A 24885-nucleotide genomic window follows, 5' to 3' on the forward strand; every position below is an offset into this window, starting at 1 on the left:
ACTGAAAATCAGCGACTTGACCAACTTTTTATAGTTAAGTTTTCATAAGCATTTCTTAATATAAGTTATTGATTTACAGCCGATTAAATATTAATTTAACGCAGTATTGTTTAACGGAAGCAATTGAATATGTGCCAACTTGGGATAATCTGATTCGATATAAGAATTAGGCGAGATACAAGACTTAATGAATAAGCCTATTTGTTTATTCAATTCTGGGTTTTCAATGACATCAACAAGCCATTCTGAGACCTCTCGATTTGGTAAGACACAAGCCATGTTATCCTCAACAAAAACAATAGTCTGAGAATCATATAACTTATTTAATAATTTTACAGCTATGTTTGCTTTTTCTTTTGGTGCAGAACTCAGAATATCTTCAAGTTCCGATTTACTGTATTCCCTACAATATAGGTTCAAGTAAATAATAAAATTTTCGATGCCTTCTTTAACATCTAAAGAAATACGATATGGTTCAATTTCTTTAGGTTTACCCAACTTATACAGGCATTGTTTAGCAAAAGCATCTTTACCGACTCCATTTCTTCCTGAGATAATAAGACCTCTTAAGCTTCTACCCCGATTGGAAAATCTTTTGTCTTCAAAAGCTTCATTTTCAATACTGCGACCAATTATAGTAGTCTCACGGGCCATAATATTAGGATTTTCTCTCCAAATCAATCTTCGAATTTTCTGCTCAATGTCTTTTCTCAACATTTCAGGACTAACGAAATATTTCAGATTAAAACATTCGTCCTTAGCCATCCATGAAGGAACATCATCCAACTTCAATGAAGAATCTATAATATAAGGCCAAAACTGTTCCAACTGCCCAGAAGTTAGCTCGTCTTTAGCCTTGTAGATTTCTTTTTGAACCCAACTTGAAGCCAATGCTTCTTTAGAAATTAATAAAACAAAGATTGTACAAGAATCTATAGCTTTAAAAATTTCATCAATAGACTTATATGCTGGCTCAAAATCAAAACAATCAATCTTACAATAATCTCGACCGATTGTATTGACTAGTTCTTGTGCAAATTCCTTTTGCGCACTACTATGTGATATAAAGGCTTTTATCATATTAATCAATATTTATTCCGTTCTTCTTAAATTCCTCGTATTTCTCTTCAACAAACTCCTTGATTTCTCTTTTGAATCTCTCTTCAGAGAAGCCTTCAGCCCATTGACGACAATCTGCAGGAGCAAATGGTTGTGAACCCATAGACTCAAACTTATTGATGGCTTCAACTATGACATCAGGAGTCTGCTCATTAAAGAACAATCCGTTTTTTCTTCATTTACAGTTTCTAGAGAACCACCATGGCCATATGCTATAACACTGGAGTACCGCAGCTTTGATTCTCTATAAGAATCATGCCAAAATCCTCATCGCCAGCAAAGCCTAAATCTTTGGCATACTGCATTGTTCTTTTCATACAACAAATGGTTGAGCAGATGCCCTTTACCTACCTAGGCATTGCCATCTTCATCTTGCGGAAGCAAGGAACGAAGGTCCCCCAGGTACATCCTGCCCTTCTGAATCCCCACCTACCCCTACCCCAGGCGGTCCCAGCCCGCACAACCTGGCCGCAGACCTTTGATGGTCCGCCAACCTTAGAGCGAAGCGGTTATGAGCACCTGAGGGCGGTTACATCCTCGCTCTTCGGGCAAGAGAGAGGCTTGGTGAGAGATGTGGAGCCTTCTTTAATGGTAAAGAAGGACGGGATGATTTTAGGAAAAAGACATTATCTGTCCTTATACATATTCTCATAATACTTCTGATACTCCCCAGAAGTAACATGATCCATCCATTCCTGATTCTCGAGATACCATTTTACCGTTTCTTCGATACCCTCCTCAAACTGCAGAGATGGCTCCCAACCGAGTTCCTTCTGGAGCTTGCGAGAATCGATGGCATAACGCATATCGTGACCCTTTCTGTCTGTTACATAAGTAATCAAATCCAAGTCAGCGCCCTCAGGGCGACCGAGCAATCTATCAACAGTCTTGATTACCACCTTGATGATATCGATATTCTTCCACTCGTTGAAACCGCCGATGTTGTAAGTCTCGGCAATCTTACCCTTGTGGAAAATCATATCGATGGCACGGGCATGATCCACTACATACAACCAGTCGCGCACATTCTCACCCTTACCATATACAGGCAATGGCTTGCGATGACGGATATTGTTGATAAACAGCGGAATCAACTTCTCAGGAAACTGGTATGGACCGTAGTTGTTAGAGCAGTTGGTTACGATGGTAGGCATACCGTATGTATCGTGGAAAGCACGGACAAAGTGGTCTGAGCTTGCCTTGGATGCAGAGTATGGAGAGTGAGGATTATACTTGGTAGTCTCCAGAAAGAACTCCTCGCCGTAAGCCTCATGGTTCTTACCGCTAGATGCCTTGGTAGTGAATGGTGCAGGGATGCCCTCAGGATGAGTCATCTGCAAGGCACCGTAAACCTCATCGGTAGAGATGTGGTAGAAACGCTTGCCCTCGTAACCCTCTGGCAGACTCTCCCAGTAAATCTTTGCCGCCTGGAGCAGAGACAGGGTTCCCATCACGTTGGTCTGAGCGAAAGTGAAAGGATCCTTGATACTTCTATCTACGTGGCTCTCGGCAGCGAGATGGATGATGCCATCCACCTTGTAGTCCTGCATCAGTTTCAACATCAGGTCGAAATCACAGATATCACCCTTTACGAAAGTATAGTTAGGCTTGTCCTCGATGTCCTTGAGGTTAGCCAGGTTGCCTGCGTATGTCAACTTATCGAGGTTGATGATGTGATACTCAGGATATTTGTTCACGAAAAGTCTTACTACGTGTGAGCCGATGAAACCAGCTCCACCTGTTATTATTATATTATGCATATATATATTTTAATTATAGGGAACCCTCATCCAGGCGGTCCCATCCCGCAAAATATGGCGAGACCTCTGACGGTCCGACAACCTTAGAGCGTAGCGGTTCCGAGCACGCCAAAAGTGTGCGGTTACATCCCCGCTTCCTGAGGAAGAGGGGCTTGGGGAGAAAGTGGAGCTCCCTTTGGAAAGGGAGACGGAGGGATTCGAAAAATATTTAATACTCAAGATTCTTTGTCAAAGAAGCTTCATTCTCTTCAAGAATGGAAAGGAGATATTTGCCATAGTCATTCTTCAACATTGGCTGAGCATTTTCACGCAACGTATCACTATCTATCCACCCTTGGCGGTATGCGATACCTTCCAGACAAGCTACCTTCAAGCCCTGGCGCTTCTCCAAGACTTCGATAAAGGTGGATGCCTCAGAAAGGGAATCATGGGTTCCGGTATCGAGCCATGCGAATCCTCTTGCCATAGTCTGTACCTTCAGTTCCTTGTCCTTCAGGAACTCCTGGTTTACTGTTGTAATTTCCAACTCACCACGAGCAGATGGTTTGATATGCTTAGCTACTTCCACCACCTTATTAGGATAGAAGTATAAGCCAACAACAGCATAATTGCTCTTTGGATGCTCAGGCTTCTCTTCGATACTCAGGCAATTGCCTTGCTCATCAAACTCTGCCACGCCATATCGCTCAGGATCACTTACCCGATAACCGAAGACTGTAGCCTTGTCATTCTGCTCAGCATCTGCTACAGCCTTTGCCAGGATTTGGTTCAATCCGGCACCATAGAAGATATTGTCACCCAACACAAGGCAAGCAGAATCATTACCGATGAACTTCTCACCGATTATGAATGCCTGTGCCAAACCATCTGGTGAAGGCTGCTCAGCATACTCAAATTTCACACCCAGTTGGCTACCATCACCAAGCAATCGTTTGAAACCAGGCAAGTCGAATGGTGTTGAGATAATCAGAATCTCACGGATACCAGCCAACATCAATACCGAGATAGGATAATATATCATCGGTTTATCGAAGATAGGAATCAGCTGTTTGCTGATACCTTTTGTGATAGGATACAAACGAGTACCGCTACCACCTGCTAATACGATTCCTTTCATGAAATACTAAACTATAATTTATTCAGATAAAATTTCATCATTCTAATTGCTTCGCTGTGAGAATCAAATCCATTCTTCTTTACCTCTTCAGCATAGCTTCTTCGCTTGCTAAGATTTGCATTCACCACATTGATAATAGTATCAGCCCAAACTTCAGGCGATTCATTTAATCCTATGTAGTGTGCCAACTCAGAAGCAGTAGTCTCTTCTGTTATATTCTTAGAGAAGAAGATTGGTAAACCTGCACATTGAGCTTCTATGCCAACAACAGGCATACCCTCATACAAACTTGGTAGCAAGAATGCATCAAAAGCATTATAAAATTGCTTGATGTCATCACGGCGACCTAAATCTTCAACTCTATCTTGCAATCCATATTCCTTTATCTTTTCATGCATTGCCGTTTCTAACTCGCCAAAGCCAATCATTACAAGTTTAGCATTAGGCTGTTTTTTAGCAATAGAATTGAATATATCAATCAGGAAAAGAGGATTCTTCTGATCAACATATCGTCCGATAAAGCCATAAATCACCTTGTCTTCCCATCCAAACTTCTTTCTGGTTTCATCTCTAAGAACCTTATCAAAAGCATTGGTATCAGCATTGATTACTGTCTTGAATATTGTAATTTCACCTTTATCATAGGTTTTCTTACCAAATTGCCAAACACCACAATCTATAGAATTTGCCATGTAGTAATTAGCAAACCAATGAGAGAAAGGACGAAGAGCCAGTTTTACTATAGTTTTCTTCTCATTCTTGTCACCTTTAGATATACTCTCAGAGATTCTAACCTTTACACCAGCTAGCCAACCCAAGAACATAGGAAATACATTCAAAGTATTATCAAAGGCATGCATGATTTCATATTTATTGTCCTTCAAAATTTTATAAGTCTCTCTCATATGCGCTCCAATATGTTTGTAAGGAGCAACCTTATAAACCCTGCCACCTAAAGAAAGAATTTCTTCCTCAGGAATACCATTTGAATCAGAATCACAGATAAAGTCAAACTGGATCTGGGTTCTATCAATATGTCGGTAATACTCCATAATAAGATTTCGTTTTCCGCCAGAATGGAGTACACCTGCAATAATAGCAATTCTCTTCATAACCATTAACTATTTTACAGATTCATTATAAAAAGTAGAGATACCATTCAACATAGGAGTCAACTCAACTTGTGCCAAACGTTGCATCTTTTCAGTATCCAAAACCATGTTAGACACATCCATAGGGCGGGCATTCTCATAGACAATCTTAAAATCTTTCTTTGTGATAATCTTCAAGAAAGCAAGAATATCATTCACAGAATAACCTCTACCACTGCCCAAGTTAACGGTCTCGTTGTAGACATCCTTATCTATCAACTGATAGAATACCTTTGCCAAATCATCAATATAGATATAATCACGGATTGCCGAGCCATCACCCCAAACTTCTACTGGCTTATCCTCCAAGATCTTACCAATTGCTACAGCCACCAATCCTTGCTTACCATGTAAATTTTGACCATGACCATATGGATTAGATGGACGAACTATCAAGTACTTCAAGTTTTCTGTACGATTCTTAAAAAGAATACTATTCTCCATCATTTGCTTTGACCAGCCATAGTAAGAAATAGGTGCCATTTCATCTGTCTCAACAAATGGTAGCATCGTTGAACGATTACCATATATAGTACCACCAGAAGAGAAATAAACAAACTTGATATTCTCCTTAGCACAAATCTCCATCAGTTTGATGGAAGGGAAAATCATGTTCTTAAACTCATTGTTGAAATCATCATAGCCACTGCCAGGAATCAGCGTAGACACAAGATGAACCACGATATCTATCTTGTTACCAATCAAAATCTTTTCAACCTTGTCGATATTACCTAAAGCCTCTCGGTAAATCTTTACATTAAGGCCATCAAGTCTCGACACATTGGCAAACTCTGGTTCTACAACAAAAACATTATATTTTTCGTTTGTCAAAAACTGCTTGACCAAACTGGAGCCAATAAATCCTGCTCCTCCTATAAAAAGTATATTCATTGGAATAACGTTTTAGTGCTGATGATATAATTCTGGATAAAGTTTTTGCATTACTGGCAACAAAACAGTTATTAATCGCTGTCTAAGTTCTTCTATTTCTTTCTGATTTTGATTTGGCTTCGTGACATAGACGTAATAGAAAACTACATCTTCTGTTGCACCTTCATCAGGATAAATCTCAGTGAATCTTTTAAGTTCCTTATGAACCAAGATATACAAACTTTCCAACAGGACTTTTGGCTTATAAGTAGCTTTCTTTATCAATATATCCTCCACAGCAATACCATTTTCTTTCAATGCAGAAATCACTTCTTTACCGAAATTTGGATTTTCGATAGATTGGTTTCGCTGAATTTTGAAAAAGCCAGCAAATTCATCAGGAGTCTTCCATATTGCAAAACGAGAGTATTTACGACTATACCATTCCTTAAAGGCTTCATTATCTTCATCCTGCTTCATCAAACTGATAAAATCCCCATCAGATGGATTAATCAATTTCAGATTGCCTAAAGGTAATGGCTGCAACATTGATTCGACACAGCAAAGTTTGTTTGCCGCTGCCGAAACAGCATCACTTTCCTCCTCATATTCTTTCTTGGTTTCTTCACCAAACAACTTATATGCTGTATGCTCAATAGCAGAAGTCAACAAATATTGGTCATAAACAACTGTATGATGATTAAATACATATTTCATCTGAAAGTCCTTTACTGTCATCACGTTATCTATTTCGTTAACAACATTGCTATCAAAACAAACTACATAATCATTAGTCGCTGGTTCTTTACGAATATGTAATGCAGAAATAAGTCTTTTCAAGTCATAGCTTGATGTGTGATAACCAGATGCCCACACATCCCGACAAGTATAATCCAACCTGTCTGCATCAATAACTTCCCCATGAAGTAATGACACCATACAGTTATCTATCTGATGGTTTTCTTTGTCCGTGTAGAACAATCCAATTATCATTCTTGCTACAAATTCTGGATTTCCACCCAATTCCGTTATTTCAGTCGAAAAACGATGCACCGCAACCCATGCACTTACATATTCATGAAAGTTTGCTTCCTTTTCTTTGCCCTCAATATCATGGGAAAAGCTTTCTGTATTAACAGCATCAGCTAATCGTTTTGCCAAGTTTTTCTTTGTCCCATAATACTTTTCAAGTGTATGAGAAAACGGAGCATGTCCTACATCATGTAGCAAACATGCCAACAAATAAGATTTCACAACAGACTCAAAATCAACATCTATTCCCCATTCGTTTTTCTCTGCATATAGCTGATTTGCTATCATCTGCCCGATATGATATACACCTAACGAGTGTATAAATCTATCATGTCTTGCACTTGGATAAACAGAGCGTATAGGTGATTGTTCTATACGACGGAGACGCTGAAACTCTGCAGTATCAATTATTTTTTCCAAATATTCTTCAGGAATAAGAATATGACCATGTACTGTATCTAGTATATTTTTCATAAATAAACTATCCTATGATCTCATTAATATATTTACAGATGTCTTCTGATGGAAGCATTCTATCAAGACGACTTTTCAACAAGTGATTAGACTTATCTATCACAATATCTGATTCTCTTATGGTAATCGCTTTCGTATTAATACTTACAAAAGAATGAAAAGCATATCTATCTGTATCCACGAAGACTGAAGGATGTTTCTTCTCTAACTTACATCCTATCTCTATAACTTTTTTAATACTAATTTTCACTTTATTACCCTTGCTTTGAGCTGCAAGACAAGCTATAATTGCGGAAGCATTAATCTCATGTATCATAATTATTTAGTTTTGATTGTTCTTATCATGAAGGGAAAAATTAAACCATTCTTTGTCTATCTCACAGTTTTTGCTGTTCGGATCAGGCGAAGCTTGTTCTACTTTTACCATTAATGGCATAGGCACACAATTGCCAAATATCAAAGCTTCACCAGGTACCGCCTGTTTTATCTTATTGACATAATCAGAAGAAAAATATGGAAGAACCGAATAAATATAATTCATGTCTATTTCATTCTGTATTCTATGCACAATATAATTTCCACATTGTGATAAAACTGTCTGCGATAACTCAGATGGTCGTTGAGATGAAATCATCAAGAATAAAGAATACTTTCTTCCCTCTCTGGCAATCTTCTCAAAAATGTTCTCTCTCATGATATATTCCGTATCCTTTCTAATATACCTATGAGCTTCATCCAATATCAAATGAATAGGATGCTTTCTACGATTGTCCCCCTTTTGCTTCTTTCGATAATCAAAAAGTATACGGCTTACCACACTTGTCATCAATTCAAGAACATCCGTTCCAACCTCACTTGAATCTATGCATATAAGTTGAGTTTCATTTGATTCTTCTGAAATTCCGAAGACCTTAGCCAAATAGTCTTCTTCATTTTCATAACGATACTCCGTTTCTTTCATAAACTTACATTCTGCGTTGTAGAGAAAAACATCCAGACGCGTCATTAATGTAGAAGTGAACTCTCTGACACGCAGATTACCCTTAGCCTCCTCTTCCAACAAAACCAATTCGGCTGCTGTTTTCAAAAAGCGATAATCGAAGTATTCGCCTGATTTCAATTTTTCTTCACTTATATTCATTGCAGATTTTTCATCTATTTGCTCGAATGCTTCACCGTTATTATCACGATGAGTTGATGTCACATAGTGAGCATTAGCCCCAGCTATCAAATCGACTCTTACATACCGAGCATTTTTTTTATCCTTTATGAATTTAGGCAAAGCTTCAGAAAGGGAATTATTGTTATTACCATAATATACAACGCACAAGTCTATACATACTGAAAAAAAGTTGTCCAAATCATCAACTACTTCGCTAGGTACTTCTTCCTTAGGAACCAATTCATAGATATCTTTCATCTTCTGAATTGCCCCCTTAGCAATAGTCATCTTTGAACTATCAGAATCAGCTTTTGCTATAATTTCAGATAATATCTTCCAAGTCTTCCATTTAATGTAATTAGCAAATTGCTTAACCACATTCTCTTCCTTGGTGTTGAACATACAATAGAACTTATAACATTCTTGCAGAACGTTGTCCCAAAAAGGCTTTTGAGTTCGTTCTGAAGCCATCAAAAATGCCAACCATTCATCAAGGTTCATCAGATAATATGGCAAAGTAAACTTAACCATACCCTCATCGACATCACCAACGTTAGGCTTATAGAATATTGCATGAATGCCATCGTTCAATTCTCTGTTAAAAGCCTTTGGATATTCGCCATTGGAATCAAACAAGATAACCTTGGAGCCGTATGCATGGTTATTCTCTTTACGGAAGACCTCCTGCAAAATGCGAGCGATTGTATTAGATTTTCCACTACCACTATTACCTAAAACTGCAGTATGAATATTGAAAAGTCTATTGATACTTAATGATATTTTATAGTTTATCAAACTCTTGCTATAGCCAATATCTATCGAATGATGGATTTTATCATCATCATCTTCTTCAATCTGAGAAGACAGGATTTGTCACAAATCTTGAAACGTAACAATCTCCACATCACTATATAAGGAAGGGAATATTCCTACACCCATAGTAAACTTACCAGTAGTAGTTATCGTACCTATTGGTTTGACAATAAACTCACGTGAACTATCTAGATTAAATGAAGAAAACATTTTCCCCTCTTGATTGTAATCCAAGATAGCACTAACTACACAAAATTTGGTCACCAGTAGCATTGCTCGTCTTCAAGTAACTACCAATGTTACCAAAGTAGTAAACCTGCCCATTGATAGATACAGTAGAATGCTTGGTTGTAGCAAACAACCGAACCCGAAACTTATCATATTCTACAGACACAATTTTTCCTATCTTCATAGCTTTACTTTTTAATGGTTACAAACTAGTGCTATTAAACCTTCTTGCTAATTTCTTTGAGACCTTTGACAAAGTCCTTAACTATCTTCTCTTCCTGAGCAAAAGCATTCAGGTTTGGCATCCATTCTCTTACAGTATAATCAAAATAATGCATTTGAATATTATCTTTTTTAGAATCTGGATTTTCCACTTCACCCCAAAGTCGGAATATACGTTTATCATCTATTTTGCATATTGGCTTATCCTCGGCTATATGGTCGATTACCACAAGGTTAAAAGTCGTATTGGTAGCTAATGCTCTATAAATAACGTCGTTCACATGCTCATCATTAAAGCCATAGCCCATCACAAAGAGAACGGTATTAGGTTCCAATAAGCGATGCTGAAACTCTCTAAACAAATCAACATATGGAGCACCAAGACTTTTGTTCTGCTTAGTAGGCGTAGGATAAATCAGAGTATTCTTATCTTTAGACCATTGTGGATTGGCATTCTCCATGATACTAAAAAAGTTGGAATCATCTTTGTCATCATCTATCCAGTTCACAGAGCCATGAATTTTGTAAAAATATACCATATTCTCAACAGGCTCATACTTGTCGATGCTGACATCCATACGCTTGGAAAAGGTATAATTGAACATGGCAGGATTGAAGTGCTTCTTGATGCCACCACTAAAGCCATTCACATAATGGATGTTCAGATTATCCATTGCCGTTTCATTAAAGAGGTCATTGTTGGTGGTAAAGACACAGATACGAGATAAATCTTTGTTGCGGAAAGCTATCTTTTGATAGAAGGATTTATAAATTTCAAGGACTTCAGGAGCTTTACCCTTGGCGAAATCAATATTGATACTTTTAAAGATAATTTCTTCTATGAACTTGATAAGGTCCGAACATTTCTCTTCCCTATATTTATAACCATCACCAAAACCTTGATAGTAAGCTCTACCAGAGTATAGCACAGAGAGAATTTCTTCCAGCTTGTTGTCACAAGCCTTGGCAATCTTGCCGAAACGTTTTTCCATATAATTGCCTTTCAAAGCCTTTTCAACTTTTGCATAAAGACCTGCCATATTTGGGATCGCAGGACAACTGGTACCAGCACCAAAGAGAAAGCATACATTCTTCATGTTGAAAAACTCCGCAATCTTAGCCTTGACAGCATTCTTACGTTCATTTTCCTTAATATTATTCTCTTCAAGATAATCTGACTGACCTTGAAAGAAATGCAATTCAAGAATATTCTCTTTTATATCCTTGGCTTCACATATTTTATTATTTTTTTCTATCATACATTTCATTTTTATTGATTATTTCAATAAAGTGAATACAAACAGAAGAAGAACACAACCAACGAGATTTTCCTTAAAGATTCATGAATACACAACAAAATAAAGCTCTTCATGAACTCTTTCAGAAAGTAAGACTTACCATCTCCAAACCTAGCAGAGAAAATGATTCTATTCTCTTGCTCAAACACCTGCCTGAAGTCTTGAATGTTTTGAGAAATATCAATTGTATCCATCATGTCTTTATCTTTTCACTTCCCCCACCATCTTCTTCACCAGCATACGGAATTGTTTATAGATACCTAACTGTAACATTAAGCTTCTAATATGCTTCTCCATCTTGGTTCTGAAAGTAACAGGAAAATATTTATCGAAACACTCCTTAGGCGAAAGCCTATCTAAGTCTTCAAAGAATGCTGTACGCTTAGGATTGTTCTTTGGCTGAGCAGTCAACTCATGAACACCAGCTATCAGCCTATCAACACCTACCTCTTTTATATAAGCATCAGCTTCTATGGCTTTCATGATTTTTTCAGCCTTGGCTGAATGAACAAGAACTTTAGTTACACCTTTATCATTATCCAACTCCTTACTATACTGGTACACCTCGAAGCAATCCCATATTGTGAAGTCTGTCACACGATACTGCTTCTTGAATCTACAAGCATAACAGCTTGGTCGAACATTGATACCAGAGAAGAACGAGCGAAGCCAAGGATCGGTATCAATACCTGCATGATAAGAACCTTTCTGTGAGTCGAAACTCATATTCGAATACTTATATCCATAGAATTTCTTATCTCTAAACTTCAGATTCTTTAAGTTATCTCCGTATGTCAAGCCTTGATATTCTATATATTTACGAAGCACCTTAGGTGATGGAACCGCTCTACAAACCACATCAACGATAATCAAATTATCGTATGGCTTTCTAAGATATGATACCAAACCTTCCATCTGGCACGGAGTACCACTGAAACATACCAAACGTCCTTGCTTCAAAAAATCCTTAGCCTGTTGATAAGTTTCCCCTATTAGACTCTGTACATACTTACTATTTCGGAATTTCCAAAGTTCATCCTCGCTTTCTATATAGATATGTCTTGCCTCATTATGCTCATTGAGAGCAGCTCCGAAAACCACGCCACCTTGTTTTAATACATACTTGGCTATAGCAGTATATGCTCCTCCTGATGTACTTTCCGCAAGAACCTTAGCATCTTTGTTTTGAAGCAGATAACCTCTCTGAGGCTTTTTCTCCTCAGGTTTAACATTAATAATTGGACATACCTTCTCACACAGATGGCAGTCGATGCAAGAATCCATATCCACCAGAGGATAACGGAAGCCTTCCTTATCCTCCACCATCGAAATGCAATGTTTTGGGCATGCGTTTTCACATGCCCAACAACCACAGCAACCTTGCTTATCTTTAATCTCTATCATATTTGATACCAGATTTTTCTAATGCATCAAAAACAAAGTTCTTGGTAAACTGGCGCAATTCTGCCAACTTATCATGAACCTTACTATAATCTATATCCAACAGCAACATACCATTTGGATCTTCATCACCCTTCAACAAGCGTTTCTCTTCACCCACCAATGAAAGTAAAGAATAGATACGGCCATTGGTTGAAACAATACTATCGTTGTTATATCTGCGGAATGTGAAGAACTTCTTGGCATGAAGCATAGAGAATACAGAGCAATGGAATGAGTCTGTAAATACATACTCTGCATCACGAATCAAACGGATAAACTCCTTAGGACCAACATTATATGGAGCCTCGTCAGGGAAATTCTCATCACTGCCAATAAATTCATCACAATGCTGCAACTGTACAATCTTATATCCCGTCAAAGCCTTTACCTTCTTGACAAACTCACGTTGAATAGGATTATTACCTAAGAAATAGCAGAGCAGATACTTCTCCTTTACGAATCGCTCCTTACTGATACCTTCACCCCATTCCTCAGCTGTAAACAAAATCGTAGGGTCACATACCACAGGTACATCTCTTCCTGTCAAATTCTTGATAAGCTTTTGACCACTTACTTCACGAACAGAGCAATAGTCGATACGAGGCAGAAACTCCTTAGCCAACTTTGCCTGTGCAGAAGGCAATTGAGATATGCCAAAGCTAGTTGCAAGCGCCATCTTTGGCACCTCTCTTGGCACGAAGTTCAAGGTATAATAGTTGGCTGCAATATTGGAAGGCAACCAAAGCTGATCACTTCCAACAACAAACATCTGATAATCATTGGAAGCCTTGCCCAGTTCAGCAAAAGAACCATAACGCTTCGATAGATGAAATTCATGCTGAGCGAAGGTATCAAACATATTATATCGCTCCATAAGATGTGAAGCATAGGTATGATTACTTTTCTTAGCTATCACCTTCTTTACCGTGGCCCATTTATCCTTGATGGTATTGGCATCAAATATCTTACTCAGAAAGTACTTATACTTTGCCTTATTGATTTCACCTTTCAAACCATCAATCATAATGGTTTCATTAGGAACATGAATATCATCAAAGAACTTCTGAGTGGCAAAAGCCTGGAGCTGACTTCCATAATTAGGCTGGAAGTAGCAAGTTACAAGTGCTATCTTATTCGTCATACAAAATATCAATAATTATATTTACCTCTTTTCAACATAAACTGTTTTGCTCTACCAAATATATCAAGAACAAAATACATTTTAATCTTAATAAAAAATAAAGCAATTTTTCTGAATTTATCAACTTCGTTATAAGAAGCTTTTTTAATCGCTTCTTTGAATAATAAATTCTCGTCTATTATTCTAGCAAATTTCCTTGTCCTTTTCACAAGCGAATCTGTATTTGCTGGATGAAAGTAAGTATTCATTGCCATTGCTAAAATAACATATATAGCCTTATCATACATAGGCTTTCGAAAATCTTCTTTATTACTAAAGGTAGAAATATCTTCCTCCATAACTTTAAGACAATCGATGATACATTTAACATTAGCTTCACTTACACTTTTTGAAATTGAGGTTGGATTATATCTATAATGATAAAAATACTCATTAATAAATAAAGCCTTCTGAGCATAATAGAACGAACGCATTGCAAAAATATTCCCCTCCAATCCTTGTTTAGTTCTAGAATCGTGGGTGACATTGTATTTCTTTGCAAAGTCCATTCTCACTAATCTTATGACAGGAGAAGAAACTCCTAAATTGTAAATCAAGGTATCAACCGCCAGTTGCTTACACTCGTCAGAACCATACACATGAGTATAATCATCACATTTCCATTCTAACTTACCAGTTATCTGCTGCCCATTAACCTCATGAACAAGTTTCCAAAAAACGACATTAATATCTGTATGAATATCTAACTGATGAACGATTTTCTCCATCATATCGACATCAAGCCAATCATCGCTATCCATAAAACAGAACCAATCACCAGTTGCTATTTCATAACCAGCATTGCGGGCAGAAACCAAGCCTCCATTTTGTTTATGTATAACCTTGATGCGATTATCTTTCTTAGCAAACTCATCACATACTAAACCACAAGTATCTGGACTTCCGTCATCTACCAAAATAATCTCGATATTAGAATAAGTCTGATTTTGCAAACTAACAATACAATCACGCAAATATTGCTCCTGGACTTTATAAACAGGTGCTATGATAGAGATTAATGGATTACTCATTATTTTAAAATTAAATCTTTAGACAATACTGACTTAAGCTTCCCTTTTACTTCTAAAGAATGGATGTATACACACAATGCTTCGAACTTTTCCCATTCCCAAGAATATAAATCATGTTCCAATGGGTGTCCTTTCTTACATATACTATGAAGTATTAAAAGGCAATCAGTTTTATTTTCTATTGCTTTATTAACAATATATTTAATCTGATCAAAACTGTTATCTAACAAAACTGGCACACCATGGAGAAAATACCCATTTTCAACTATATTTGCCAAAGTATTCTTATAAGTAATATATAAAGGCCATTTAAAACCACAGATTCTTGAGATTTTTCTAATGTAACGATAAACAGGCGAAAACTTATCATAAACTTGGCTTTTGCGTACATACAAAAAATTAGCCCCCTTGAATTTATTCAGAGGATTCTCATTTAAATCCAACTGAGAATGAGGGCTTGCAAAACCGAGTTTCTCATTTGTACTTAACCAACCCTCCAAAATTCGCTGACCTTTAACAATATCATTAAAGTCATTTACGTGAGTATGGCTATGGCCCGCAATTTCTACATTGGCATCATCATACAACTCTAAGACCTGCTCTTTAGCCATTGCAGGACAATCACCAGCATCTGTAGGAGCTGAATTCTCTACATAAGCCGTCGTTACATTCAAAGTACATTTCACACCATACTTAGATGCAAGTTTTATTGCATCATACTCATCAAAACGAGCATCATCAAATGATAAAACTATTCTTGTCATAGATTTTTTCATTAAAAATATTATCCTACCTTTTCTTTCGGAGTAACTTGACTTCTTAAAGTACCAAACTTAATAAGATTAATCAATCTTAATATTAATCTTAAATCTCGGATTCCTAGGAATGTCCAAAACTTCTGTTCCATTCTAAAATACCAAGGCAACCATGAGCCAGCAAAATGATGAATAGTAACAGTCTTTTCAGTAGACATAATTTTACCAGTATCATGATTTTTTGGACTAAAATATTCTAATGGAAAAACTGGAATTACAAGATTATTTTTAAGATTAATGGCCTCAGAAATACTAGTTACATCAAATAATTTATACCCATTTCGCTCAAGACATCTTTTAATTACACCTGGTAGGGGCTGAATATTGAAAGTACCATCTTGATTAATAAATTCACGAGTATCATAAAAATCCAAACATTTTTTTATCCATGGAGAGTGCTTTTCAACCCCAAAAGCAGCAACTTCTAAACCTTTAGCCTTGCTATTTTCATAACCAATCATGGTAACAAGACATAAATAAGGATCAAAAGGCTTTACAACCTCAACATCCATATCCAAATAAAATCCACCATAATGATACAAGGCATAAATGCGAATATAATCCGCAGCGAATGCATATTTCTTATTATCAAACGCATCTCTAACCCACTTTGACTTATCTTTAGGAAATCTTTCAAAATTCCAAAGTATGAACTCATAATCTGGAAGATATTTTTTCCATGAGTCCATACAAGTCTTTAAGTCATCTGGTATCGGGTCATTACTGAGCCAACAATAGTGTATAATTTTTGGTATCATAATGCAATAATTATAGTTTTACAACATTGATTAAATGTGTCTTCTTATCCTTAAAACTCCCTTTGATTAGCGGCATACTGAAGGAAAACATTATTAAATAGATAATTTTAAAAGAAATTTTAAATAATTGAAATAAAAAAGGATTCATGTCTTTATAAAAATAAATAAACATGCTTTTCATAACCATATCACGCCTTACAAGAGAGCGTTTTTTATTGCTAGCACCTTCTAAATGCACAATAGAAGGAGTCTTTATTATTACGCTATTGAATCCTAACTTTCGATAACGCGCACAAAGTTCAGAATCTTCATAATACATAAAAAAATCTGGATCGAACAACCCACAAATTTCATAAGCATCTCGTCTTATAAACAAATCTGCACCTGTTATGAATCCAACTTCAAAAGAATCTCTATCAGGTATACTCTCATGAAAATATTTTCTCAAATGTTTTCTCAGACCTAGATGAGAAAGTATTGGAAAAACGCACCATTCATCCATAGAATTGAGAACAGTATGAGTATCACCATAAGAATGAATTCGATGCCCTTCTGCATCAGTTAACAATGTACCACAACATCCGATATTTTTAGAAGAAGAGTCCATGAATTTAACGAATTCACACAATGCATTGTTTTTTAACAACGTATCGCTATTCAATAAAAAAAGATATCTACCTTTTGCAAATTTAGCACCCAAATTATTAGCTTTACCAAATCCCAAATTTTTTTCACTATATATATAGCGAATTCTAGCATCTTGAGAAAATGTACTATAAGACTCATCTTGAGATGCATTATCTACAAGTATAATCTCATAATCTAGATTCTCAGTTTTCTGAATAACACTATTTATACAATTAATAGTCATCTCACAAGTATTATAAGTGACAATTATTACAGAAACATCCATATAACTATATAATTTTATGATATTTAATAATTTTCATTCCATATAAAAACAAAAGCAACACAATTATAAATACTGATTTATAAGACAACCAATAGCCAAACCATCCCCAAAAATTAGTACCAAAAAAAGATAGAAAAACTTGAGGTATCATAGAAGAACAAGCTATAGTAGCAAAATTCGGAATACCCGAGAGCGAAAAATCAGAATTTAATGTTAATGCATAAAACATACGACTAACAAATGACATTAAAAATGTAAAAACTATTATTCCAAATAATCCTGCATCAATATATTCACTATGAAATACAGTGAATACATTGCCTAAAGTATAACTGCCTGCCGAATTAAAATACGTACCATCACTGTACGAAGCTAATGCTTTATTTTTAAAATGGCTGCCATACCAATTATATATGTATCTTAATGTTAACTTACCGAAAGGTTCAGTTTCTTTTGCTGGTTTTTCAAGCTCATCATCTAAGTTTTTGATTTCTGCACCACAATAAACTGCAAAGCCATACGTGACGACTTGAAGAGTTGGATCATCAGAATTTTCAGATCGACCGATTAAATTGCCCAACAAAGCAAAAGAACTGATAAATAACAATGCTGTTATTCCCATAATAATTAAAGGTTTCAATTTATGCTTAACATCATTAAAAAGAAAATAAAAAAAGGCAAGAGCAACAATGTTACAAAGCAATTCTGTTCTTCCACCAGCCAACAATGATCCAATCATATTAATAAGCAATGATAGAACAAGTAATAGAATTTTTCTTCTTTTAACCCTGTATTTAAAATATAATGGAATCAAAGCACAACACAGATATCCATATTCAGATACTATACTACTTGGAATTCCCCAAAATCCTAAACTATAATGACCATTACCAAACTTTGAATCCATCATAGTTTCATTTACAGCCTCCGCCAAAATCAAATTACCTGTTTGAGCCATTTTAATTTTGGCAACCATGTAGAATGTAACAAGCTGAAAAAAAATCATAAATACTATCTTGCTATCAGATATAAAAATAAATGATGAAGACTTATTCAGTTTTTTTTTCTTAACTCCAACAAGAACAGAACAAAAGATAGTACACCCCAATGCTATGGCAAAAAAGGTTGTAACATGTAAATTCAAATTCCATTCTTTTTGATAGATAATCGCCACCAAGACAGCAATAATCATACCAAATAGCAAATAGAATGATGGATTACTCAAATTTATCTCTGTCTTCTTACAGCTAAAAAAGAAGAGAATCAATAAGTAAACTAGCAATAAATATATCATAGGAAATCTCGAATATAAGAAGAGAATTCCGAAAGTTTTTCACTTCTCTCGTAATTCTCGATATCATTACAAATTATGTCTTTTTCAATAGCCCCAACATGTACTTTTTTTAAAACATCTATCGTTTGTAAATCAAAACGATATTTAATTAATTTGGCAGGTACTCCCCCTACAATAGAATATGGAGCAACGGAATTGACGACCACGGAACCTGCAGCAATTACAGCCCCTTGCCCAATTTTTACACCAGATAAAATCATGGCCCCCGCACCTATCCAAACATCATCCTCAACTATTATTTTTCCTTTTGATTCCGCCTCATCTAAACCTTTGAATTTTTGCATAAAAGGATATGTAAAAAGAGTATGATAATTATGACCGCCTCCTAACATAAACTTTACATCTTCCGCAATTGAACAATAGCTTCCGATTTTTAAACCTTCATCTTTTGGACTATACGAAAAAACTCTCAAAGGTCCATAAGTGTATTTACCTACCGAAACTTTATTTAAGGGAAAGAAATTATCAGATACGCTATTAGACGCTACTGTGAAGTTGTGTCGATTTTTATATCTCCACTCAGATTTAAACCATTGTACTTTCCAAAAGCGTAACACTAAAAGAAGTACATCTTTTATCATTTTACTAAAAATCAGAAACATTATATTTTTCTACTAAAAGCTTTATTTTATCAAAAACTCCTGCATTATTTAAACTAACTTTTATATCATCTGGCATTTTATAGGTATTTTTAGATGCCATATAAATTCTTATTTTATTTCTAAAAATCTGCCCATAAGATTCATTATTTAATATGATTTTTCCATTTGGAAAATCAACTAAAGGATAAAACTTAATTTTTAGATGATTTAAACTGGCATAAAAAGGCAATAAGCCTTCTGCCAAATAACCAAATATTCGACGAGGTCTTGAATACGAAGATAACTTAATGATTTTCTCCAAATCAAACAAGATCGAAAATTGCCAAGAAGCAAAATCGTCGAAAAGTCTTTTGTCACATACAAACATATTACATGGACTATATCTAACACCATGAATAAAAAAGTTGTCAATTTCCTCTTTCAAATGTGGAAAACGCGCAATCATATACTGATAAAAAATATGAATGTCCTCATTAACCAAACTTTCCTCCCAAAAAGAGAAAATAGACTTTCCAACATAAACAGGACTAGCCAAAATAATATCAAAATTAGCAAGAATCTCATCCAAGGAATCCTTGTCAAAAGTCTCACTAAAATAGCGTCTGTAATGACATAATCCAATATATTTACAGCGTAAATTCTTCCATGCCCAATATTGAGCAGTTAATTCACAGAAAGAATCATTCTTTTCACTAATATTTTCCCCTATGTTATCTGTCATAAATCCCAAATTGAGATTAGGATGTAAAGCCTTGCCTACATGTATAGGCGTATATATATCATCAGAATAGACTTCAGCTTTTTTGTGACAACACACTAAAATTTTTGATTTTTCCATATACAATGCATTTTTATTTAAAGGACATAGCAGGCTTCATGCCGCCAGCAGAAAAGTAGCTTATAAATAATACCTGATGGCAATCAGCCTGCCGAAGTCCCCAAATGTCTTTTGCTTATTTTACTAAGATAAGATCAACTCCTAAAATTCCACTTCTAGTGTTACCTTCACCATTATAAAGAGAGGCTTGAAACTCTCTTTTTATAAACTTTTGTTCATCTTCTCCTAAGTCTTCTGAACTATGTTCACCTATCAACACTATAGTAATTGTAGAATCAGAAAGATAGTCCTGACGAATTTTACGCATAATGTAATCTTCGTCATCCGAATCTATAGGAGTGTTTAATGACTTATCTATCATGTCAACTTTATTATCTTCACTCCAGTTTTGAATCTCTTTCTTGTACTTTTCATCTTCCGTTTTGAAAGATATAAAACACTTATGTCCCATATCAAAAATCTTTCTATTTAAAGTCTAACTTTACAGTTGACAGAGAACCTCTCCATCACCTTCTCGATAACAGGAGCCATATCATAATACTTATATTCTGCTAATCGACCACCGAAGATGACATTCTCTTCCTTGTCTGCCAGTCCTTTATACTTGGCATATAGCTCAGAATTCTGCTTGTCATTCACAGGATAGTATGGTTCCATACCGTCCTTCCACTCTGTGGAATACTCTTTCGAAATGACGGTCTTTGGGCATTCATACACATCCTGACCAAACATCTCGAAGTGCTTGTGCTCAATAACACGAGTGTAAGGAACTTCACGCTCTGTATAGTTCACAACTGCATTGCCCTGATAATTTGGTTTATCAATGATTTCTGTCTCAAAACGTACTGTACGATAGTTTAGTTTGCCAAACTGATAATTATAGAATTCATCTATCTTGCCAGTGAACACTATCTTGTCGGCGATACCCTCCCAATAAGAGCGGTTTTCAAAGAAATCTACATTTGTTTTCGTCTCTACTCCTTCTAACAAGCCTTCAATGAGTTTGTTATAACCACTAACAGGGATACCCTGGTACTTATCATTGAAGTAGTTATTATCGAAGATGAGACGAACTGGTAAACGTTTGATAATGAAAGCAGGAAGCTCTGTACACTTTCTACCCCACTGCTTCTCTGTATAACCCTTGATTAGTTTTTCGTAAATGTCTTTTCCTATCAACACCTGAGCCTGCTCCTCCAAGTTGCGAGGTTCTGTTACACCATCAACTTTCATACGAGCCACAGCTTCAGCTTTCTGCTCATCAATCTTAGCCTGAGCTTCTTCAGGTGTAGTTACGCCCCACATCTGATAGAAGGTGTTCATATTGAAAGGCAGATTATAGAGTTTGCCCTTATAGTTTGCCACAGGTGAATTGGTATAGCGGTTAAACTCAACGATAGAGTTTACAAAGTCCCACACCTTCTTGTTGGAGGTATGGAAGATGTGTGCTCCATACTTATGCACGTTGATACCTTCGATATTCTCACAATAGATGTTACCGCCTAAGTGAGAACGCTTATCTATCACCAAGCACTTCTTACCCTGCTTATGAGCAAGATGTGCGAAAGTGGCTCCGAAAAGACCGGAGCCAACTATTAAGTAATCATAATGATTTTCCATCTAATAATTATCGTTTTATTTTTAACAATATTTGAACTAGCATTTCGTCCTTGCAGATACATAGGATAATGAAGTAGGCTAAGACTCCACAGCAACCTTGCAGAAGCAAGATGGTGAGCGTAGGCAGTTGCAAGAGGCTTATGCCATATAAGGCTAAAGCCATCACAATGCAACCTAACGCATAAGTGAGATGTGATTTCTTAAAATATATGATAGGTATATACTTGCGACCAATGAAATACATTGACACAGTCGTGGCTACCTCAGCACCCAAATAAGCGATGGATGTTCCGATATAAGAGAAGAACGGAATCAAACACAGGTTGAGAATCAAATCAGCAACCGCTCCTATACCGCAACACAAAGTTACGATATTGATTTTCCCTTTAGGAAACAACACCTGAATGCCAAAGACATTAGAGATTGCGACCATTAATATAATCGGTGCAATAATCTGTGATGGCAATATAGAATGTTCGAACTTAACTCCACATAAAGCTGTGATAAGACTTGGCGCACAGAATATGAGACCTATCGTCATCGGAAGTGCTATTGCCAAAGTAAAGTCGTATGACTTTTGAATCAAACGATTGAATTCATCTTCCTTGTTCTCCGCGATGAGGTGGGATGCTCGTGGCATCATAACAGAACCAAGACAGGCAGACATCGTCAGCAACATTTGCATCACCTTAGTGGCTGCTGCAAAATATCCTACCGCCAAAGCATTCTTCAAGAATCCCAATAATACCGTATTCAGTTGGAGATAAATACTGGTTACCACAGAGAACGAGAATACCTTCAAGACTGGCTTGACATGTCGCTTAATATGAAGTTCTGAGAAGATGATGTTCTCACGATGGATGTACTTACGAAGACGGAAGAAGTTGAAGATATTACCACCTAAGACACCAAAGACGGTATAACAACCATAGTAGAGCAAATCTGTCTTACTATTCACAAAGATGAATAAGAGAACGACTGAAACCGTCTTGATGATAAGTCCTCGTATGGTGATATATTTAAAATCCTCTATTCCCTGATAAAACCATTCACAGCCGATAGCCGTAAAGAAGATGGTAAGGCTCAAAATCAAGAACAATGGTATGTTGACTTGAATCTGCGGAACTGTCAAACATAGGATAGCGACGATAGCGTATCCCACCAATGTCAGCATCGAATGCAGCAACAGAATCTCCATCGCCGTCCGATTCATCTGTACCACATCACTTCTATCTCTTGCTATCTCTCGGATGGCATACATCGGTATGCCCAAGCAAGTGAACAAGGAGATATAGCTGATGATGGACTGGAAGAAATTGATTTGTCCGATACCATCTGCCTCTATCACTCGGCAAACATAAGGAAAGGTTATCAATGGGAACAGCATCTGAGTTCCCGTATTGATAAGGTTGAGTATATAATTAACTTTTACTGATTGTGCCATTAGTATAAATCTACATTGATATCGAATGGTGAATCAAAGTCTTTCAGCATCGCATGCTTCGTATCCTTCTCTGAGAGATTAGCATGCTCTGTAGGAATCTTCCAATCAATACCGAGGGTATCATCGAGGATACTGATGCCTCCATCGGCCTCTGGATGATAGAAGTTATCACACTTGTATTGGAAGACGGCTGTTTCTGAGAGAACGGCGAAACCATGGGCAAAGCCCTTAGGAATGAAAAACTGAACATGATTGTCTTCTGTCAGTTCTACAGCCACATGCTTGCCATAGGTTGGTGATCCTTTGCGAATATCTACTGCTACATCAAGCACTCTACCTTTTACGCAACGTACCAGTTTGCTCTGGGTATAAGGAGGACGCTGGAAGTGTAAGCCTCGCATCACACCATAGCTGCTCATAGACTCATTGTCTTGGCAGAAGTGTACGCTATGACCCAAGATAGGAGTTACCTTTTCTTCAAACTCTCGCTCGCTGAAGCTCTCGAAAAAGTAGCCACGAGCATCACGGAAGAGGCGTGGCTCTATAATGAGAACGCCTTCTATTTCTGTTTTTACTATATTCATCGTTTCTAATATTCCAAATTCTTTTTCAATGTTTGATCTTTCTCTTCAAGTATTGAAAGGAGATACTTGCCATAGTCATTCTTTAACATTGGCTGAGCATTCTCTCTCAACTGTTCTGCGGTAATCCATCCCTGGCGGTATGCGATACCTTCCAAGCAAGCTACCTTCAAGCCCTGGCGCTTCTCCAGGACCTCAATAAAGGTGGATGCCTCTGAAAGGGAATCATGGGTTCCGGTATCGAGCCAGGCAAATCCTCTTGCCATGGTCTGAACCTTCAGCTGCTTATCCTTCAGGAACTCCTGGTTTACGGTTGTAATTTCCAACTCACCACGAGCGGATGGCTTGATATGCTTGGCTACTTCTACCACCTTGTTAGGATAGAAGTATAAGCCTACCACTGCATAGTTGCTCTTAGGATTTTCAGGCTTCTCTTCGATGCTCAGGCAATTGCCTTGCTCATCAAACTCAGCGACTCCATATCGCTCAGGATCGCTGACACGATAACCGAAGACTGTTGCCTTATTGTTCTGCTCAGCATCTACTACTGCCTGATGCAGCATCTGATTTAATCCTGCACCATAAAAGATATTATCGCCTAATACGAGGCAAGCAGAATCATTACCAATGAATTTCTCACCGATAATGAAGGCTTGGGCTAAGCCATCTGGTGATGGCTGCTCTGCATATTCGAACTTCACTCCTAACTGGCTTCCATCGCCTAAGAGGCGCTTGAAGCCTGGCAAATCAAATGGTGTTGAAATAATGAGTATTTCACGGATACCTGCCAACATCAATACTGATATTGGGTAATATATCATCGGTTTGTCGAAGATAGGAATCAGCTGCTTGCTGATTCCTTTTGTGATAGGGTACAAACGTGTACCGCTACCACCTGCTAATACTATTCCTTTCATATAATTATTATTTATTGATCAAAACAAGTTTCTAAAATCATCCCGTCCTTCTTTGTTGATAAAGCGAGCTGCACTCGGCAATTTGAAAGCGAGCTTTCATTGCACTCATTGGCATCGCTTTTTCCCATTAAAAAAGGCTTTTT

Annotated in this window: 24 protein-coding genes; all 24 read right to left on the minus strand. The window is 36.8% G+C overall.

From position 1 onward, the window contains the following. Nucleotides 1–90: 90 nt before the first annotated feature. Nucleotides 91–1080: a toll/interleukin-1 receptor domain-containing protein gene (locus ACTQ53_RS07580; RefSeq protein ID WP_441932679.1), complete on the minus strand. Its 990-nt coding sequence runs from the start codon at nt 1078–1080 to the stop codon at nt 91–93. 1 nt (nt 1081) lies between these two features. Next, the gene (locus ACTQ53_RS07585; RefSeq protein WP_441932622.1) at nt 1082–1282 is read right to left on the minus strand and encodes a hypothetical protein; all 201 of its coding nucleotides are present in this window, start codon (nt 1280–1282) and stop codon (nt 1082–1084) included. A gap of 463 nt (nt 1283–1745) precedes the next feature. Then, nucleotides 1746–2879, minus strand: coding sequence for a dTDP-glucose 4,6-dehydratase (locus ACTQ53_RS07590; RefSeq protein ID WP_441932623.1), 1134 nt, complete (start codon nt 2877–2879; stop codon nt 1746–1748). A gap of 208 nt (nt 2880–3087) precedes the next feature. Next, a complete protein-coding gene (gene rfbA, locus ACTQ53_RS07595; RefSeq protein ID WP_441932624.1) occupies nt 3088–3996 on the minus strand; it encodes a glucose-1-phosphate thymidylyltransferase RfbA in 909 nt (302 codons plus the stop codon). Between the two features lie 11 nt (nt 3997–4007). Beyond that, nucleotides 4008–5108: a glycosyltransferase gene (locus ACTQ53_RS07600; protein ID WP_441932625.1), complete on the minus strand. Its 1101-nt coding sequence runs from the start codon at nt 5106–5108 to the stop codon at nt 4008–4010. Nucleotides 5109–5117: 9 nt separating this feature from the next. Continuing rightward, a complete protein-coding gene (locus ACTQ53_RS07605; RefSeq protein ID WP_441932626.1) occupies nt 5118–6038 on the minus strand; it encodes an NAD-dependent epimerase/dehydratase family protein in 921 nt (306 codons plus the stop codon). A gap of 12 nt (nt 6039–6050) precedes the next feature. Continuing rightward, nucleotides 6051–7523: an HD domain-containing protein gene (locus ACTQ53_RS07610; RefSeq protein WP_441932627.1), complete on the minus strand. Its 1473-nt coding sequence runs from the start codon at nt 7521–7523 to the stop codon at nt 6051–6053. A gap of 7 nt (nt 7524–7530) precedes the next feature. Beyond that, nucleotides 7531–7839: a hypothetical protein gene (locus ACTQ53_RS07615; RefSeq protein WP_441932628.1), complete on the minus strand. Its 309-nt coding sequence runs from the start codon at nt 7837–7839 to the stop codon at nt 7531–7533. 6 nt (nt 7840–7845) lie between these two features. After that, complete coding sequence (locus tag ACTQ53_RS07620) at nt 7846–9480, minus strand: ATP-binding protein (protein ID WP_441932629.1); 1635 nt, start codon at nt 9478–9480, stop codon at nt 7846–7848. Nucleotides 9481–9944: 464 nt separating this feature from the next. Continuing rightward, a complete protein-coding gene (locus tag ACTQ53_RS07625; protein WP_441932630.1) occupies nt 9945–11207 on the minus strand; it encodes an SIR2 family protein in 1263 nt (420 codons plus the stop codon). A gap of 240 nt (nt 11208–11447) precedes the next feature. Beyond that, the gene (locus ACTQ53_RS07630) at nt 11448–12650 is read right to left on the minus strand and encodes a Coenzyme F420 hydrogenase/dehydrogenase, beta subunit C-terminal domain (RefSeq protein WP_441932631.1); all 1203 of its coding nucleotides are present in this window, start codon (nt 12648–12650) and stop codon (nt 11448–11450) included. Continuing rightward, the gene (locus tag ACTQ53_RS07635) at nt 12637–13830 is read right to left on the minus strand and encodes a polysaccharide pyruvyl transferase family protein (RefSeq protein WP_441932632.1); all 1194 of its coding nucleotides are present in this window, start codon (nt 13828–13830) and stop codon (nt 12637–12639) included. The genes ACTQ53_RS07630 and ACTQ53_RS07635 overlap by 14 nt, the downstream gene beginning before the upstream one ends. Before the next feature lie 8 nt (nt 13831–13838). Then, nucleotides 13839–14900 (minus strand): glycosyltransferase family 2 protein, encoded by a 1062-nt coding sequence (locus ACTQ53_RS07640; RefSeq protein ID WP_441932633.1) that lies wholly within the window; start codon nt 14898–14900, stop codon nt 13839–13841. Next, nucleotides 14900–15664, minus strand: a complete 765-nt coding sequence (locus ACTQ53_RS07645; RefSeq protein ID WP_441932634.1) for a hypothetical protein — start codon at nt 15662–15664, stop codon at nt 14900–14902. The genes ACTQ53_RS07640 and ACTQ53_RS07645 overlap by 1 nt, the downstream gene beginning before the upstream one ends. A gap of 20 nt (nt 15665–15684) precedes the next feature. After that, nucleotides 15685–16473, minus strand: coding sequence for a glycosyltransferase family 32 protein (locus ACTQ53_RS07650; protein ID WP_441932635.1), 789 nt, complete (start codon nt 16471–16473; stop codon nt 15685–15687). A gap of 10 nt (nt 16474–16483) precedes the next feature. Next, a complete protein-coding gene (locus tag ACTQ53_RS07655) occupies nt 16484–17386 on the minus strand; it encodes a glycosyltransferase family 2 protein (protein WP_441932636.1) in 903 nt (300 codons plus the stop codon). Nucleotides 17387–17390: 4 nt separating this feature from the next. After that, nucleotides 17391–18680: an O-antigen polymerase gene (locus tag ACTQ53_RS07660; protein WP_441932637.1), complete on the minus strand. Its 1290-nt coding sequence runs from the start codon at nt 18678–18680 to the stop codon at nt 17391–17393. Beyond that, nucleotides 18677–19321: a CatB-related O-acetyltransferase gene (locus tag ACTQ53_RS07665; RefSeq protein WP_441932638.1), complete on the minus strand. Its 645-nt coding sequence runs from the start codon at nt 19319–19321 to the stop codon at nt 18677–18679. Before ACTQ53_RS07665 ends, ACTQ53_RS07660 begins: the two co-directional genes overlap by 4 nt. Before the next feature lie 4 nt (nt 19322–19325). Beyond that, nucleotides 19326–20180: a DUF4422 domain-containing protein gene (locus ACTQ53_RS07670; protein WP_441932639.1), complete on the minus strand. Its 855-nt coding sequence runs from the start codon at nt 20178–20180 to the stop codon at nt 19326–19328. 115 nt (nt 20181–20295) lie between these two features. Further along, the gene (locus tag ACTQ53_RS07675; RefSeq protein WP_441932640.1) at nt 20296–20631 is read right to left on the minus strand and encodes a TIR domain-containing protein; all 336 of its coding nucleotides are present in this window, start codon (nt 20629–20631) and stop codon (nt 20296–20298) included. A 17-nt stretch (nt 20632–20648) separates the two neighbouring features. Then, entirely contained in the window at nt 20649–21800 is a 1152-nt protein-coding gene (gene glf, locus ACTQ53_RS07680) for a UDP-galactopyranose mutase (RefSeq protein WP_441932641.1), read from the minus strand. 7 nt (nt 21801–21807) lie between these two features. Further along, a complete protein-coding gene (locus ACTQ53_RS07685) occupies nt 21808–23244 on the minus strand; it encodes a flippase (RefSeq protein WP_441932642.1) in 1437 nt (478 codons plus the stop codon). Further along, on the minus strand, nt 23244–23828 hold the full coding sequence (gene rfbC / locus ACTQ53_RS07690; RefSeq protein WP_441932643.1) for a dTDP-4-dehydrorhamnose 3,5-epimerase: 585 nt from the start codon (nt 23826–23828) through the stop codon (nt 23244–23246). Before rfbC ends, ACTQ53_RS07685 begins: the two co-directional genes overlap by 1 nt. A gap of 5 nt (nt 23829–23833) precedes the next feature. Further along, nucleotides 23834–24742, minus strand: coding sequence for a glucose-1-phosphate thymidylyltransferase RfbA (gene rfbA, locus ACTQ53_RS07695; RefSeq protein WP_441932644.1), 909 nt, complete (start codon nt 24740–24742; stop codon nt 23834–23836). Between the last annotated feature and the right edge of the window lie 143 nt (nt 24743–24885).

Source organism: Prevotella sp. Sow4_E9_plate (assembly GCF_052116205.1).
Lineage (GTDB): Bacteria > Bacteroidota > Bacteroidia > Bacteroidales > Bacteroidaceae > Prevotella.